At 62.8% G+C, this 15,415-nt stretch carries 19 protein-coding genes; 12 read left to right on the top strand and 7 right to left on the bottom strand.

The window, feature by feature from the left end:
- Positions 1 to 23: 23 nt before the first annotated feature.
- Positions 24 to 458, top strand: a complete 435-nt coding sequence (locus tag B058_RS0100410) for a type IV pilin protein (protein WP_026240506.1) — start codon at positions 24 to 26, stop codon at positions 456 to 458.
- Positions 459 to 519: 61 nt separating this feature from the next.
- On the opposite strand, the gene ispH is transcribed toward B058_RS0100410, so the two are convergent.
- Genes ispH through murJ form a run of 6 tightly spaced genes read right to left on the bottom strand, consistent with a single transcriptional unit; the run spans position 520 to position 7,673 of the window.
- Complete coding sequence (gene ispH, locus B058_RS0100405) at positions 520 to 1,443, bottom strand: 4-hydroxy-3-methylbut-2-enyl diphosphate reductase (RefSeq protein ID WP_018506479.1); 924 nt, start codon at positions 1,441 to 1,443, stop codon at positions 520 to 522.
- Positions 1,444 to 1,456: 13 nt separating this feature from the next.
- Positions 1,457 to 1,894, bottom strand: a complete 438-nt coding sequence (locus tag B058_RS0100400) for an FKBP-type peptidyl-prolyl cis-trans isomerase (RefSeq protein ID WP_018506478.1) — start codon at positions 1,892 to 1,894, stop codon at positions 1,457 to 1,459.
- Positions 1,891 to 2,388 carry a signal peptidase II gene (lspA, locus tag B058_RS0100395; RefSeq protein WP_018506477.1) on the bottom strand — a complete coding sequence of 166 codons (498 nt, stop codon included), beginning with the start codon at positions 2,386 to 2,388 and terminating at the stop codon, positions 1,891 to 1,893. Before lspA ends, B058_RS0100400 begins: the two co-directional genes overlap by 4 nt.
- Positions 2,381 to 5,146 carry an isoleucine--tRNA ligase gene (gene ileS / locus B058_RS0100390; protein WP_018506476.1) on the bottom strand — a complete coding sequence of 922 codons (2,766 nt, stop codon included), beginning with the start codon at positions 5,144 to 5,146 and terminating at the stop codon, positions 2,381 to 2,383. The genes lspA and ileS overlap by 8 nt, the downstream gene beginning before the upstream one ends.
- 12 nt (positions 5,147 to 5,158) lie before the next feature.
- Entirely contained in the window at positions 5,159 to 6,088 is a 930-nt protein-coding gene (locus tag B058_RS0100385; protein WP_018506475.1) for a bifunctional riboflavin kinase/FAD synthetase, read from the bottom strand.
- A 46-nt stretch (positions 6,089 to 6,134) separates the two neighbouring features.
- Entirely contained in the window at positions 6,135 to 7,673 is a 1,539-nt protein-coding gene (murJ, locus tag B058_RS0100380; RefSeq protein ID WP_018506474.1) for a murein biosynthesis integral membrane protein MurJ, read from the bottom strand.
- Between the two features lie 191 nt (positions 7,674 to 7,864).
- On the opposite strand from murJ, the gene rpsT reads away from it, so the two are divergent.
- The gene (rpsT, locus tag B058_RS0100375) at positions 7,865 to 8,128 is read left to right on the top strand and encodes a 30S ribosomal protein S20 (RefSeq protein WP_018506473.1); all 264 of its coding nucleotides are present in this window, start codon (positions 7,865 to 7,867) and stop codon (positions 8,126 to 8,128) included.
- 90 nt (positions 8,129 to 8,218) lie between these two features.
- Here the strand turns inward: rpsT and B058_RS0100370 are convergent, their stop codons facing one another.
- On the bottom strand, positions 8,219 to 8,500 hold the full coding sequence (locus tag B058_RS0100370) for a DUF3579 domain-containing protein (RefSeq protein WP_018506472.1): 282 nt from the start codon (positions 8,498 to 8,500) through the stop codon (positions 8,219 to 8,221).
- A 261-nt stretch (positions 8,501 to 8,761) separates the two neighbouring features.
- Between B058_RS0100370 and B058_RS0100360 the strand changes: the two genes are divergently transcribed.
- The 10 genes from B058_RS0100360 to B058_RS0100315 all read left to right on the top strand — a co-directional run bounded on the left by B058_RS0100360 (position 8,762) and on the right by B058_RS0100315 (position 15,398).
- Positions 8,762 to 9,262 (top strand): urate hydroxylase PuuD, encoded by a 501-nt coding sequence (locus tag B058_RS0100360; RefSeq protein ID WP_018506470.1) that lies wholly within the window; start codon positions 8,762 to 8,764, stop codon positions 9,260 to 9,262.
- Positions 9,263 to 9,368: 106 nt separating this feature from the next.
- Positions 9,369 to 10,550 carry an acetylornithine transaminase gene (locus tag B058_RS0100355; RefSeq protein WP_040723072.1) on the top strand — a complete coding sequence of 394 codons (1,182 nt, stop codon included), beginning with the start codon at positions 9,369 to 9,371 and terminating at the stop codon, positions 10,548 to 10,550.
- Positions 10,550 to 11,467 (top strand): ornithine carbamoyltransferase, encoded by a 918-nt coding sequence (gene argF / locus B058_RS0100350; RefSeq protein WP_018506468.1) that lies wholly within the window; start codon positions 10,550 to 10,552, stop codon positions 11,465 to 11,467. The genes B058_RS0100355 and argF overlap by 1 nt, the downstream gene beginning before the upstream one ends.
- Positions 11,464 to 11,703, top strand: a complete 240-nt coding sequence (locus B058_RS0100345) for a DUF2283 domain-containing protein (RefSeq protein ID WP_018506467.1) — start codon at positions 11,464 to 11,466, stop codon at positions 11,701 to 11,703. Before argF ends, B058_RS0100345 begins: the two co-directional genes overlap by 4 nt.
- Before the next feature lie 10 nt (positions 11,704 to 11,713).
- Positions 11,714 to 12,943: an argininosuccinate synthase gene (locus B058_RS0100340; protein WP_018506466.1), complete on the top strand. Its 1,230-nt coding sequence runs from the start codon at positions 11,714 to 11,716 to the stop codon at positions 12,941 to 12,943.
- Between the two features lie 2 nt (positions 12,944 to 12,945).
- Complete coding sequence (gene ppnP, locus B058_RS0100335) at positions 12,946 to 13,260, top strand: pyrimidine/purine nucleoside phosphorylase (protein WP_018506465.1); 315 nt, start codon at positions 12,946 to 12,948, stop codon at positions 13,258 to 13,260.
- Between the two features lie 8 nt (positions 13,261 to 13,268).
- Positions 13,269 to 13,844: a hypothetical protein gene (locus tag B058_RS0100330; protein WP_018506464.1), complete on the top strand. Its 576-nt coding sequence runs from the start codon at positions 13,269 to 13,271 to the stop codon at positions 13,842 to 13,844.
- 2 nt (positions 13,845 to 13,846) lie between these two features.
- Entirely contained in the window at positions 13,847 to 14,332 is a 486-nt protein-coding gene (locus B058_RS0100325) for a YajQ family cyclic di-GMP-binding protein (protein ID WP_018506463.1), read from the top strand.
- 16 nt (positions 14,333 to 14,348) lie between these two features.
- Positions 14,349 to 14,894, top strand: a complete 546-nt coding sequence (locus B058_RS0100320) for a DJ-1 family glyoxalase III (RefSeq protein ID WP_018506462.1) — start codon at positions 14,349 to 14,351, stop codon at positions 14,892 to 14,894.
- A 69-nt stretch (positions 14,895 to 14,963) separates the two neighbouring features.
- Positions 14,964 to 15,398, top strand: coding sequence for a CBS domain-containing protein (locus B058_RS0100315; RefSeq protein WP_018506461.1), 435 nt, complete (start codon positions 14,964 to 14,966; stop codon positions 15,396 to 15,398).
- Positions 15,399 to 15,415: the final 17 nt, after the last annotated feature.

Below are 15,415 nucleotides of genomic sequence, written 5' to 3'. Positions count from 1 at the left end.
CATTGATCGGATCAGAGGTGAATATGAAAAAGACCAGCCACTCAGGATTCACATTGATCGAGTTGATGATCACAGTGGCCGTCATCGGCATTCTGGCGGCGATTGCCTACCCGTCGTACACACAATACGTGCAGCGGGCTAGCCGGGCCGAGGCACGCTCGCTGCTGCTTGAAAACGCGCAGTTTCTGGAGCGCAATTTCACAACTGCCAACCGCTACGACCAGGACAGTGCAGGCAACGCGATTGACAGCTCACAGTTACCACGTCAGGTAAGTCCGGTCAATGGTGCGGCCAAATACAACATCACGGTTGCGATGGGGGCTGCGCCGGCGCAAACTTTTACGCTTTCCGCCGCACCAACGGGAGTGATGATAGGAGATACATGCGGCACACTGACGCTAACGAATACCGGCCTGCAGGGGGCTGGCGGTAACGTGGCAGATTGCTGGGGAAAATAATAGAAGGTTCAGTCATGCCGCCGCCGACATGCCGCCCGTCGGCGATATTCCGTCCCAGTTTTTACAGACCTTTGGGCAGGGGGAACCCCACGTTTTCCTGGACACCCGCCAGGTTCTCGATCTCACCTGCGCCGAGTTGTCCCAAGCGTGCGACGACCTCCCGGACTAGCACCTCCGGGGCTGAGGCGCCGGCCGTCACCCCTACGCGCTGCTTCCCTACAATCCACTGCGGATTGATTTCGCTCGCGTTGTCGACCATGTAGGCGGTCACGCCCAGGTTGCGGGCTACTTCCCGCAGGCGGTTGGAGTTTGAACTGGTCGGTGACCCCACCACGATCACCACATCGCACTGCGGTGCCAGCGCCTTGACCGCATCCTGCCGATTCTGCGTGGCATAGCAGATGTCGTCCTTCTTCGGGCCGGTAATGTGTGGAAAACGTGCACGCAAGGCGTCGACCACACGCGCGGCATCATCAACCGATAGCGTGGTCTGGGTGACATAGGCGAGCTTGTCGGGATCGCTGACCTGCAGGGCGGCGACATCCTCCGGCGTTTCGACCAGATACATGCCACCGTTCGACTGCCCTAGCGTGCCCTCGACTTCGGGATGGCCCTTGTGGCCGATCATCACGATCTCGAATCCCTTTTTGCGCATCTTGCTGACTTCGACGTGGACTTTGGTGACCAGCGGGCAGGTGGCGTCGAACACGTTGAGGCCACGTGCCTCGGCTTCGACGCGTACTGCCTGCGACACGCCGTGGGCGCTGAAGATGACGGTGGCCCCGGCGGGCACTTCCGCAAGTTCCTCGACGAAGATGGCGCCCTTGGCCTTGAGGTCGTTGACGACGAAAGTGTTGTGGACGACTTCGTGACGCACGTAGATCGGTGCGCCGAATTTCTCCAGCGCACGCTCGACGATAGCGATGGCGCGATCGACACCGGCACAGAAGCCGCGCGGGTTGGCGAGAAGAATGGTAGGAGTCATGGGCGTTCCAGGGTCACAGGATGCGGACGATTTCCACTTCGAACTCGATGGACAGATCGGCGAGCGGGTGGTTGAAGTCGATCTTCACCGCGTCGTCGCCGATTTCAAGGATGCGGCCGGCCAGTGTCTGGCCGTTGGGCATGGCGAATTCGACCAGTTGGTCGACCGCGAATTCCATTTCGGCGGGCAGGTCGGTTTTGGGCAGCACCTGGACCAGGTCGGGCTGGTTGGCGCCGAAGGCCTGCCAGGGGTCGAGCAGGAAGACGTGGCGTTCGCCGGGAACGAGATCGATCAGCCATTGCTCCAGCATCGGCGCCAGGGTGCCGTCGCCGAGCGTAAGGGTCTCCGGTTCGACGTCGTCGAAGTTGGAGACGATGTCGTTGCCGCCACGTGGGCGCAGCGCATAGCGAAGTTCGAACGTGTCGCCGGCGACAACCGCACGTGCGTTCATGGCTTGCTGGCCGTGGCCTGCTTGCCGCGCAGGCTGTCCCAGATCAGCAGCGCGGCGCCGACGGTGATGGCGGAATCCGCCACGTTGAACGCCGGCCAGGCGAAGCTCTTGTAGTGGAAATACAGGAAGTCCACCACATGGCCGAGCACCACACGGTCGATCACGTTGCCGAGCGCCCCGCCGAGCACCAGCGCCAGCGCGAATGCCAGATGCGTGTCATGGGCGTGGCGCTTCAGCAGGCGCACGATGACCACGGTCGCCACGACACCTACCGTAATGAAGAACCAGCGTTGCCATCCGCCTGCGTCAGCGAGAAAGCTGAATGCCGCGCCAGTGTTGTGCACCAGTACCAGTGAAAAGAACGGCAACACAGGGATGGCCTCCTGATAATCGAGCGCGGACGATACCCAGAACTTCGTCAGGTGGTCGAGCACGATCACAGCCAGGGCGATGCCCAACCATTTACGTATGGATGGATTCAGCAGATCACGCATGGCTGCGCACCTCGCCGCTGCCCGCCAGGTTGCTGACGCAGCGTCCGCACAGGCCGGGATGTCCGGCGTCTGCATCAACGTCGTCGCGGTAATGCCAGCAGCGCTCGCATTTCTTCGCGGCACTCGGGGTGACCTCGATGCGATCGGCGGCGGCGGCCACCAGGCGTGCCTGTGAGGTGATGAGGACGAAGCGTAGGTCGTCGCCCAGCGGCGCCAGCAAGGCCTGGGTGGCGGGGCTGGCGTGCAGGGTCACGTCGGCCTGCAGCGAGGAACCGATGCCGCCGGCGACGCGCACGGTTTCGAGCTCCTTCTGCACGTCGGCGCGCACCGCGCGGATGCGGATCCAGCGCTGGAGCAGGTCGGCTTCGCCGGCCTGTGCCGGCAGGTCGTGCCAGGTATGCAGGAATACCGAGTCGTCCTCGCCCGCCAGTTGCGCCCACACTTCTTCACCGGTGAACGACAGGATCGGCGCCATCCAGCGGGCCAGTGCCTGCGTCAGGTGATACAGCGCGTTCTGCGCGGCGCGGCGAGCGGAGCTGTCGGCACCGCTGGTGTAGAGTCGGTCCTTGAGGATGTCGAGGTAGAAACCGCCGAGGTCTTCGGAGCAGAAGGACTGCAGCTTCTGCACGATGAAGTGGAACTCGTAGGCGTCGTAGTGCGCCTGCAGTTCGCCCTGCAATTGGCGGGTCAATGCCAGCGCGTAGCGGTCGATCTCCAGCCAGTCCGTCACCGGCAGCGCGTGCGCCTGCGGATCGAAGTCCGACAGGTTGGCGAGCAGGAATTTCAGGGTATTGCGGATCCGCCGGTAGCCTTCCACCACGCGCTTGAGGATCTCGTCCGAGATCGACAGTTCGCCGGAATAATCGGTGGTGGCCACCCACAGCCGCAGGATGTCGGCACCGTACTGGTCCATCACCTTCTGTGGTGCGACGACGTTGCCCTTCGACTTGCTCATCTTGTGGCCCTTGCCGTCGACCACGAAGCCGTGGGTGAGGAGTGCATCGTAGGGCGCGCGGCCGTCGGTGGCACAGCCGGTGAGCAGGGAGGACTGGAACCAGCCGCGATGCTGGTCCGAGCCTTCCAGATAGAGGTCGGCCGGATGCGCGAGCTCGGGGCGGCGCTTCAGCACGCAGGCGTGGGTGACCCCGGAATCGAACCACACGTCGAGCGTGTGACCGGTCTTGTCGTAGTCTGCAGCGTCGCCACCCAGCAGTTCGGCGGAGTCGAGCGCGAACCAAGCCTCGATGCCTTTTTCCTCCACGCGCTTGGCCACGATCTCCAGCAGTTCCAGGGTACGCGGGTGCAATTCTCCGGTTTCCTTGTGGGTGAAGAAGGGCATCGGCACCCCCCAGCTGCGCTGGCGCGAGACGCACCAGTCGGGCCGGTTCCGGATCATTGCCTCCAACCGCGCGCGGCCCCAGGCCGGGAAGAACTGGGTCGCGTCGACCGCGGCCATCGCCTGCTCGCGCAGGGTCTTGTCGCCGCCGGCTTCCATGCCGATGAACCACTGCCGCGTGGCGCGGAAAATGATCGGCGTCTTGTGGCGCCAGCAATGCGGATAGCTGTGCAGCAGTTTCTCGTGCGCCAGCAGGTTGCCGCTGGCCTCGAGCGTTTCGACGATCAGCGGATTGGCCTGCCAGATGCTCATGCCGCCGACCAGCGGCACGCTGGCGTAGAAGCGGCCGTCGTCGCCCACCGGGTTGTCGACCTTCAGACCGTAGCGGCTGCCCACCACATAGTCGTCGAGGCCGTGGCCGGGCGCGGTATGCACCGCGCCGGTACCGGCGTCCGCCGTGACGTGATCGCCGACGATCACCGGCACCTGACGCTCCTGGAACGGGTGCCACAGCAGCACGCCTTCGAGCGCCTGGCCGGTGGTGTGCGCGATGACTTCGGCGCCGTCGGCGAGGCCGTAGCGCGTCAGCGCGGCTTCTCGCAGGCTGTCGGCGAGGATCAGGAGGCCCTTGGCCGTGCGCACCAGCGCGTACTGGAAGTCGGGGTGCAGTGCCACCGCCTGGTTGGCCGGCAGCGTCCACGGCGTGGTGGTCCAGATGACGATCCGAACCGGTTCGGCTATCGACGCAATGTCGAAACGGCGCGCGAGGTCGGCGGGGTCGGCCACGCCAAAACCGACGTCGATCGCCGGTGAGGTCTTGTCCTCGTATTCGACCTCGGCCTCGGCCAGCGCCGAGCCGCAGTCGACGCACCAGTGCACCGGCTTGGCGCCCTGATACAGGTAGCCCGCCTGCTGGATCTGCCCAAGCACGCGCAGGGTGTCGGCCTCGAACTGGAAGTCCATCGTGCGGTAGGGATGGTCCCAGTCGCCCAGCACGCCCAAGCGGATGAAGTCGGCCTTCTGGCGTTCGATCTGTTCGGTGGCGTAGGCGCGGCACAGTTCGCGGAACTTCGACGGGGGGATGTCCTTGCCATGGGTTTTTTCCACCTGCAGCTCGATCGGCAGGCCATGGCAGTCCCAGCCCGGCACGTAGGGCGCGTCGAAGCCGGAGAGGGTCTTGGCCTTGACGATGATGTCCTTGAGGATCTTGTTCACCGCATGGCCGATGTGGATGTCGCCGTTGGCATAGGGCGGGCCGTCGTGCAGGATGAATTTTGGGCGGCCGGCCGCCGCCTTGCGGATGGCTTCGTAGCGCTTTTTCTCCTGCCAGCTTTTGACCCAGCCGGGTTCGCGCTTCGCGAGGTCGCCGCGCATCGGGAAGGGGGTGTCGGGCAGGTTGAGCGTACTTTTATAGTCAGGCATGGCGTCTGGGTTTTATTTAATCGTGGCCAAAAAGTGTTTGGCGTTGTCGACGTCGCGGCGGATCTGCGCAACGAGGCTGTCAAGGTCAGGGTATTTTGCTTCGTCGCGCAGCTTGTGCAGGAAATCCACGCGCACGCGGCGGCCGTAGATGTCGGCGTCGAAATCGAACAGATGCACTTCGAGCACGGGCACGGCGTCTGCGCCTTTCACCGTGGGCCGCTTGCCCAGGCTCGCCACGCCGGGTAGTGGTGCGCCGTTGAGGCCGCAGAGTTCGACCGCGAAAATGCCCATCAGCGGCGGACGGTTGTGCTTGAGCTGGATGTTGGCGGTGGGAAAGCCGATGTCGCGCCCGAGCTTGTCGCCGTGCACCACGCGGCCCGAGATGCTGTAAGGACGACCGAGCAGGCGCGCCGCATGATCGAGCGCCCCCGCGGCCAGCGCACTGCGCACCGCCGTGGACGAAGCGCGTTCCCCCGCCACTTCGACCGTGGGCAGGAATTCCGCGTCGAAACCGAGCGACCGGCCTGTTTGCCGCAGCAGGGCAAAGTCGCCGGTGCGTTTGGCGCCGTAGCGAAAATCGTCGCCCACCAGGACGTAATGCGCCTGCAACGTACGCCCCAGCACCTGTTCGATGAAAGCCTCGGCGGTCAGTGAAGAAAACGCGCGGTCGAAGCGGAATACGTGGAAGCGGTCGATCCCCAGGCGTTGCAGGCATTCGGCCTTTTCGCGCAGGCTCGACAGACGCGCGGGCGCCTGCTCGGGCGCGAAAAACTCGCGCGGATGCGGCTCGAAGCTCAGTACGCAGCTCGGCAGGCCGCGCATCCGCGCCACGTCCTGCAAGCGGGCGAGCATGGCCTGGTGCCCGAGGTGCAAGCCGTCGAAATTACCGATGGTGACTGCGTGGGGCGTGCCGAGTGGACGAAAACCGTGGGTGATGCGCATTGCGGGCGAGGCGCCGAAAAGCGCTTATTCTAGCCGATTCGAACCCTTATTCCGCGGCGCGCCGGACGAACTGGCGCGGGCGGAAACCCATCAGACCGAGCGCGGCGAAATACAGCGCGATGCCGCCGCCGACCAGCAGCGACAGCCGGAGCAGCCGTTCGTAGGAGCGGGCGGCCAGCCACCACTGCGTCTCGCCCATGGCGAAGTAAAGCAGGGCGGCCATCAGCGAAACCGCCAGCAGCACGCGCAGGAAGTAGGCGGTCCAGCCTGGTTGCGGCTGGTATACGCCGTGCTTTTTCAGCAGATGCAGCAGCATTCCGGCGTTGAGGCACGCAGCCAGCCCGATCGACAGCGCCAACCCGGCGTGGCCCAGCGGGCCGATGAAGACGAGGTTCATCAACTGGGTGGCGATGAGGGTAAAGATGGCGACCTTGACCGGCGTGCGGATGTTCTGCCGCGCATAGAAGCCGGGCGCCAGCACCTTGACCAGGATCAGCCCGACCAGCCCGAGGCTGTAGGCTACCAGCGCGTGCTGGGTCATGGCGACGTCATGGGCGTCGAACGCGCCGTAGCGAAACAGCGTGGTGATGAGCGGCACCGCCAGCACCGCCAGCGCGGCCGCGGAGGGCAGTGCCAGCAGCAGGGTGAGCCGCAGGCCCCAGTCGAGCAGCCTGGAATATTCGGCCGGGGAGTCGTCGGCGTAATGCTTGGCCAGGCTGGGCAGCAGGATGGTGCCGAGCGCCACGCCCAGCATGCCGGTGGGGAATTCCATCAGACGGTCGGCGTAATACAGCCACGACACGCTGCCGGTGGCGAGGAAGGACGCGAAGATGGTGTTGATGAGCAGACTGATCTGCGCCACCGATACACCCAGCGTGGCGGGCGCCATCAGCTGCAGGATGCGATGCACGCCGGGGTCATTGATGTGCCGCGTGGGGCGCGGCAGCATGCCGATTTTCATCATGTGCGGCAGCATCCACGCCAGCTGCAGCACGCCGCCCAGCGCCACCCCCCAGCCCAGCGCCAGCACTGGCGGGTCGAAGTAGGGCGCCAGCCACAGCGCGGCGCTGATCATGGCCACGTTCAGCAGCACCGGCGCGAACGCCGGCACCGAAAACTTGCTGTAGGTGTTGAGCACGCCGGCCGCCAACGCGACCAGCGAAATGAACACGATGTACGGGAAAGTGATGCGCAGCAGCGTGACGGTGAGCGCGAATTTTTCCGGGTCGGCACGAAAGCCGGGCGCGCTGACATAGGCTACCCACGGCGCTCCTACGATGCCCAGCAGGGCGACGACGACCAGCGTCAGCGTCAGCGCGGTGCCGACCTGGTTGACCAGCGTATGGGTGGCATCATGACCCTTGCGGCTCTTGTATTCCGCGAGGATGGGCACGAAGGCCTGCGAAAACGCGCCTTCGGCAAACAGCCGCCGCAGCAGGTTGGGGATCTTGAAGGCGACGAAGAAGGCGTCCGTGAGCATCCCGGCGCCGAATACGCGGGCGATGATGGTATCGCGCACGAATCCCATAATGCGGGAGAGCAGGGTCATGCTGCTGACCGCAGCGAGGGCTTTGAGAAGGTTCATGGCGGGACCGGGTTTTGCGCGCATTGTGCGGGTCGCGCGGCTGTGCTGCAACACCGATTGCTGTGGGCTTGATTTTTTGTCGGGTTGTCCCGTACAATCGCGGGCTTTGGTGAATCAGCCCCGTTGCAAACGAGGCACCTACTAGATTAATTGCCCTGCGCGAGGCGCGGGGTCCACAGGAGCAGAAATATATGGCGAACTCCGCCCAGGCGCGCAAGCGCGCACGTCAAGCCAGCGCCCAGCGCGACAGCAACATGAGCCAGCGTTCCGAGCTCCGCACCGCGATCAAGAAAGTGCGCAAAGCCATCGAGGCCGGCGACAAGGCCGCAGCACAGCAGGTCTTCCAGGCGTCCATGAGCGTGATCGACAGCATCGCCGACAAGCAGATCGTTCACAAGAACAAGGCCGCGCGCCACAAGAGCCGTCTGTCGCAGGCGGTCAAGAGCATGGCCTGAGCGTCGGACGATCCCGGGTGAAACGACCCGCGCCGCAAAAAACGCCGCATTCAGCGGCGTTTTTCATTTCCGATCCCCCACGGTTGCTATTCAATCGCCATTCTCGGTGAGCAGTTCGTTGCTCTCGGCAAAGGCCTGTAAAAACCGGTAGGCGTTGGGATCGGTCGCCTTGAGCTTTTTATCCACAACGACGCAGCGGATGCCGTCCAATGTGGTGGGCTGTACATAGGGCGAATAGTTGGTGCGGTTGTTGGGATCGATGACAGCGAAGGCGCCTGCCAGGCGATCGGCCCAGTCGCTTGGGCGAAACCGCGAACCCTTGCTGGTGAGGCCGCGAATGATGAAGGGGGCGTTGGCGGTGGCGTCATCCATGGGGTGGGTGGGCGGTGGAAGGAATTGGCGGATTTTAGCATGCAGGGAGAGGCGCGCTGAGCCGGCCTCGCTTGCGCGTTTGCGGCATTTTGAAGATACTGGCGCAGGTACCTGACAAAAACCGTCAACAATTCATCAGGAGGAGGAAATCATGAGAAATCCGCTCGATTCGCTGTGGGGAACGGTCATCGCCGGTTTTGTTCTGACCGCCGTGCTGTATGTCTTTGCCAGAAACTTTCTGAGCTAAAGGGAGCATCGGCAATGGAGAACATCAATATCGCAGCAGTCCTGGCCCGCTGGATCCATTTCATGGCAGGCGTGATGTGGATCGGCCTGCTGTACTACTTCAATTTCGTACAGGTGACGGCGTTGAAAAATGCCGCCGCCGATGGCACGGCCGCCGGCATCAGCAAGCATGTTGCGCCGCGTGCCCTGCTGTTCTTTCGCTGGGCGGCTGTCGTAACCTGGCTCGCCGGCGCCGCTCTGCTGGGCCCGCTGTTTGTCGACGCCTTCCTGCTGCGTAACGGCATGGGCGGGATCGGCATCGGTGCGTGGCTGGGCACCATCATGCTGTTCAACGTCTGGGTTCTGATCTGGCCGAACCAGAAGAAAATCCTCGGCATGGTTTCGGCGACCGACGGCGAGAAGAACAAGGCGCGCCGGGTGGCCTTCCTGGCATCCCGCACCAATACCATGCTGTCGATTCCGATGCTGTTCTTCATGGCGGGCGGGTGGTCTCACCGGGCGCTTTTCGGCCTATAATCAAGGCGCTGCATAACAAGCACGGCGGCTTTGGCCGCCGTTTTCTATTTCGCTGATTTCACTCAATTACAGCAGCTATTTCGGGACAGCCTGGTTGGGGACTGCCATGACAACACATTTGATGAATACCTATAACCGCCAGCCCGTCGCCTTTGTGCGCGGCGAGGGTGCCTACCTGTGGGACGAAGCCGGCAAACGCTATCTCGATGCGGTCGCCGGCGTGGCGGTGAATGGCCTGGGGCACGGCCACCCCAAACTGGTGAAAGCCGTCAGCGAACAGGCGGCATCGCTGATCCATTCGTCCAACCTGTACCGCGTGCTGCGACAGGAGGAACTGGCCGACAAGCTGTGCGCACTGTCGGGCATGGACAAGGCCTTCTTCTGCAACTCGGGTTGCGAGGCCAACGAGGCCGCGATCAAGCTGGCGCGCCTGTATGGCCACGGCAAGGGCATCGAGATGCCGACCATCATCGTGATGGAGAAGGCTTTCCACGGCCGCACCATGGCGACATTGACCGCGACCGGCAGCCGCAAGATCCAGGCCGGGTTCGAGCCCCTGCTGTCGGGCTTCGCACGGGTGCCGTTCAACGATCTGGAGGCGATCCGCCATGTCGCCGAGCACAACAAGAGCGTGGTCGCGGTGTTGATCGAAGTGGTGCAGGGCGAAGGCGGCATCAACGTGCTGCCGTCGGAGTATCTTGCCGAGTTGCGCAAGATTTGTGACGTCCACGGTTGGCTGCTGATGCTGGACGAGGTCCAGACCGGCATCGGCCGCACCGGTACCTGGTTCGGCTTCCAACATAGCGGTGTCCTGCCGGATGTGATGGCGCTGGCCAAAGGCCTGGGCTCGGGTGTGCCGATCGGCGCCTGTCTGGCACGCGGTGCGGCGGCCGAAGTGTTCACGCCCGGCAGCCATGGCTCCACTTTTGGCGGTAACCCGCTGGCTTGCGCCGCGGCATTGGCGACGCTCCAGACCATTGAAGAGGAGAAGCTGCTCGACAACGCGCGCGTGCGCGGCGAAGCCATTCGCAGTGGCCTGCGCGCAGCGCTCCTCGGCATGCATGGCGTGGTAGACATCCGCGGCGAGGGCATGATGATCGGCATCGAACTCGATCGTCCGTGCGGCGAACTGGTGGCGGTGGCGCGCGATGCCGGCGTGCTGATCAACGTCACGTCCGACACGGTCATCCGTCTGGTACCGCCTTTGATCTATGGCGCGGCCGAAGTCGATACGCTGGTCACGGCGGTTTCCGGCATCGTGAAAAACTATCTGCAGCAGGCTGCGTGATGCTGAAGCATTTCCTGCAATTCAAGGACCTGTCGCGCGACGAACTGAACTATCTGTTCGAACGCGCGCGGCTGATCAAGTCGCGTTTCAAGCGCTATCAGCCGTATCACCCGCTGGTCGACCGGACACTGGCGATGATCTTCGAAAAAAGCTCGACCCGTACGCGGCTTTCGTTCGAAGCTGGCATGCACCAGCTTGGCGGCTCGGCGATCTACCTCAACACGCGCGACACACAACTGGGACGCGGCGAGCCGGTGGAGGACGCAGGCGAGGTCATCTCGCGCATGGTCGACATCGTGATGATCCGCACCTTCGAGCAGGAGATCATCGAGCGCTTCGCGTCGCATTCGCGCGTGCCGGTGATCAACGGTCTGACCAACGAATATCATCCGTGCCAGATCCTCGCCGACATCTTCACCTTCATCGAGCATCGCGGTTCGATCCAGGGCAAGACCGTGGCATGGGTCGGCGACTCCAACAATATGTGCAACACCTGGCTGCAGGCGGCTGAAGTGCTCGATTTCAACGTCCACGTGTCGACGCCTCCCGGTTATGAAGTCGAGCCCGAGCGCGCCAATCTATACGGCACGGACAATTACGAAAGTTTTGCCGACCCGATGGACGCTTGCCGCGGCGCCGATCTGGTGACCACCGACGTGTGGACCAGCATGGGCTGGGAGGCCGAAAACGAGGAGCGGCTGAAGGCATTCGCCGATTGGCAGGTCGATGCCGACATGATGCAGGTGGCGAAATCCACCGCACTCTTCATGCATTGCCTGCCAGCGCATCGTGGCGAGGAAGTCACCGCCGAGGTGATCGACGGCCCGCAGTCGGTGGTTTGGGATGAGGCCGAGAACCGGCTGCACGTGCAGAAGGCACTGATGGAATATCTACTGTTAGGAAAAATCGAATCATGAACATCGCCTATTTCAAGGACATGGATTCGCTCTATGTCGAAATCAGTCCCGAAAATCCCGCGCAGGCGTGGGAAGCACACGAAGGCATCGTGCTCAACCTGTCGGAAGACGGCCGCGTGGTCGGCATCGAGATCGAAAAGGCCAGCCTCGCCACCAACCTCGACATCCTGAAGATCGGCGGCTTCCCCGGTCAGGTCGAGATCATCGACAAGAACAAATCCGGTTCCACCCACTGACGCACACACCATGAACGACATCAAGAAAGTAGTGCTCGCCTATTCCGGCGGCCTCGACACCTCGGTCATCCTGAAATGGCTGCAGGACACCTATAAATGCGAGGTGGTCACCTTCACCGCCGACCTCGGCCAGGGCGAAGAACTGGAACCGGCTCGTGCCAAGGCGCTGCAGTTCGGCATCAAGCCCGAGCAGATCTACATCGACGACCTGCGCGAGGAATTCGTGCATGACTTCGTCTTCCCGATGTTCCGCGCCAACACCGTCTACGAAGGCGAATACCTGCTCGGCACCTCGATCGCGCGGCCGCTGATCGCCAAGCGCCTGATCGAGATCGTCAACGAAACCGGCGCCGACGCCATCTGCCACGGTGCCACCGGCAAGGGCAACGACCAGGTGCGCTTCGAACTCGGCGCCTATGCGCTGAAGCCCGACGTCAAGGTGATCGCCCCGTGGCGCGAGTGGGATCTGCTCTCCCGCGAGAAGCTGCTGAATTACGCCGAAACGCACGGCATCCCCATCGACATGAAGCACCGCCAGGGCGGTTCGCCGTACTCCATGGACGCCAACCTGCTGCACATCTCCTACGAAGGCCGCCATCTGGAAGACCCCAATGCGGAAGCCGAGGAAGACATGTGGCGCTGGACCGTGTCGCCGGAGAAGGCGCCCGACCAGGCTGAATACATCGAGCTGACCTACGCCAAAGGCGACGTCGTCGCGATCAACGGCCAGGCCATGAAGGCGCATGAAGTGCTGGCGAAGCTCAACGAGATCGGCGGCAAGCACGGCATCGGCCGGCTCGACCTGGTGGAGAACCGTTACGTCGGCATGAAGTCGCGCGGCTGCTACGAAACTCCCGGCGGCACGATCCTGTTGAAGGCGCACCGCGCCATCGAATCGATCACGCTCGACCGCGAGGTCGCGCATTTGAAAGATGATTTGATGCCGCGCTACGCCAGCCTGATCTACAACGGCTACTGGTGGAGCCCCGAACGCCGCGCCCTGCAGGTGCTGATCGACCATACCCAGCAGCACGTCAACGGCAGCGTGCGGCTGAAGCTCTACAAGGGCAACGTCATCGTGGTCGGCCGCGATTCGAAGACCGACTCGCTGTTCGACTCGACCATCGCCACCTTCGAGGACGACGCCGGCGCCTACGACCAGAAGGACGCGGGCGGCTTCATCAAGCTCAACGCGCTGCGCATGCGGATCGCAGCGAAACTCGACGCACGGAGAAAATAAGCATGTCCCAGTTCGACAATGTCTCGGTTGTTTCCAAGGCCAACGTCTATTTCGACGGCAAGTGCGTGTCGCACAGCATTACGCTGGCAGATGGCACCAAGAAATCGGTCGGCGTGATCCTGCCGTCCACGCTCACTTTCAACACCGGTGCGCCGGAAATCATGGAGACCGTGGCGGGTGCCTGCCGCGTCAAGCTGGCCGGTGAGAGCGAGTGGGCACGCTACGGCGCCGGCCAGTCGTTCAAGGTGCCGGGCAATTCCAGTTTCGACATCGAGGTGGCGGGCGAGCCCTATCACTACGTCTGCCACTTCGGCTGAGCTGAATCATGACCACCGTCACCGTCGTCAGGAAAGGCGGTCGTATCGCGATTGCGGCCGACACGCTGACGAAATGGGGCGGCGGCAAGGAATCCGCCGCCTATGTGGCGAACCACGAAAAGATCATTCACGTCGGCGACAGCTTCGTGGCGATCACCGGATCGGCGACCTTCAAGCTGATCCTGACGGATTATTTTTCTTCGCTGGAAGAGCCGCCGCAGCTGGACTCGGTGGCCAGCATCTTCAGCGTGTGGAATGCCCTGCACGGCGTTCTCAAGGAGCAGTACTATCTGCAGACAGGCGAGGACAAGGAGGAAGACCTGGAGTCCAGCCGCATGGACGTGCTGATTGCCAACCCGCGCGGCATATTCGGCGTGGCGGCGCATCGCACGGTGCAGGAGTTCTCGAAATTCTATGCCTATGGCAGCGGCAGCCCGTATGCACTGGGCGCGATGTACGCGGCCTACCGCGCGCCTTCGCTCGATGCCGAGGCGGTGGCGCGGCTGGGTGTGATGGCGGCGGCCGAATTCCATGACGAGTCGGGTTTGCCGGCGCAGTCATTTGTGATGGATGTTGAGGAGTAAACATGCCGAGTTTTGACATCGTGTCCGAGGTCGACAAACAGGAAGTGCGCAACGCGGTCGACCAGGTCAACAAGGAAGTGTCCACCCGTTTCGATTTCAAGGGATCCGATGCTCGCGTCGAACAGGCCGACTATGTGCTGACGGTCTACGCCGATACCGAATTCCAGCTCGACCAGGTGCAGGACATCCTCGCGCAAAAGCTCGCCAAGCGTAGCGTCGACGTGAAATGCCTGGACATTGGCAGCGTCGAGAAAGTCTCGGGCAACAAGGTCAAGCGCAGCGTGACGGTGAAGACGGGCGTCGAGACCGAACTGGCGAAGAAGATCGTCAAATGCATCAAGGACAGCAAGCTGAAGGTGCAAGCCAGCATCCAGGGCGACGCCGTGCGCGTGTCGGGTGCCAAGCGCGATATTCTGCAAGACACCATTGCGCTGGTGCGGAAGACCATCACCGACTTCCCGCTGCAGTACCAGAATTTCCGCGACTGACGAACAGGAGGCGCATATGGCCAAAGTCCTGGTTCCGCTGGCGGACGGCTGCGAAGAGCTTGAGGCCGTCACCATCATCGATTTGTTGCGCCGTGCCGGCATCGAAGTGGTGAGCGCCGGACTCAAGCCCGGCGTCGTCAAGGCCAGCCGCGGCGTGCAATTGGTGCCGGATCTGACGCTGGATCGCGCCTTGCAGGACGACTACGACATGGTGGTGCTGCCCGGCGGTATGCCCGGCGCGGCCCATCTGAAGGCAGACCCGCGTATTCTCCAGTTGCTGAAGGACATGGCGGCAGCGGGGAAATACACCGCCGCCATTTGTGCTGCCCCGATGGTGCTCGCCGAAGCGGGTGTGCTTGATGGCAGGCAGGCCACCAGCTACCCCGGTTTTCTCGATGGCTTGCCCGGCGTGACCGTTAGCGCGGCGGCCGTGGTGCGGGACGGCAAGGTGCTGACTTCGCGCGGGCCAGGTACGGCGATGGATTTCGCGCTTGCGCTGATCGAGACGCTGGTGGGAGTCGACAAACGCCAGCAGGTCGAAGCTGCCCTGGTCAGGCCATAGCCACCCATGCGTCGTCGTTGCTATTATTAACAAACCTATACCAAATATCCAGACGAACCGGAGACCGCCATGCAGATTCGCGAAATTCTCACCCTCAAGAGTGACACCATCTACAGCATCGCACCTACAGATTCAGTCGCAAGCGCCGTCGACAAGCTGGTGGGCCTGGGAGTCGGTTCGCTGGTCGTGCTCAAGAACGGCGAGATGGTGGGGCTCGTGACCGAACGCGATGTGGTGCAGGGGATGGTCAAGCAAGGCTGCAATCTTAAGGACGCGGAGGTCAGCACCATCATGGTGACCGAACCGGTGGTGGCCAACGCCGAAGACTCGGTCGACTATGCGCGGGATGTGATGACCAAGTCGCATATCGGACACCTGCCGATTCTCGACGGCAACAAACTGCTTGGCATCATTTCCTTTCACGACGTGGCGCGTGCCTGCCTCAAGGAAGCCAATTTCGAGAACAGCCTGTTGAAACGCTACATCAAGCACTGGCCTGAGTAAGCGGTCCATCCAGGCTG

This window comes from Thiobacillus thioparus DSM 505, from assembly GCF_000373385.1.
Classification (GTDB): Bacteria; Pseudomonadota; Gammaproteobacteria; order Burkholderiales; family Thiobacillaceae; genus Thiobacillus; species Thiobacillus thioparus.
The sequence above is the reverse complement of the archived record's forward strand: the minus strand, read 5'-3'. Positions and strand labels throughout refer to the sequence as shown.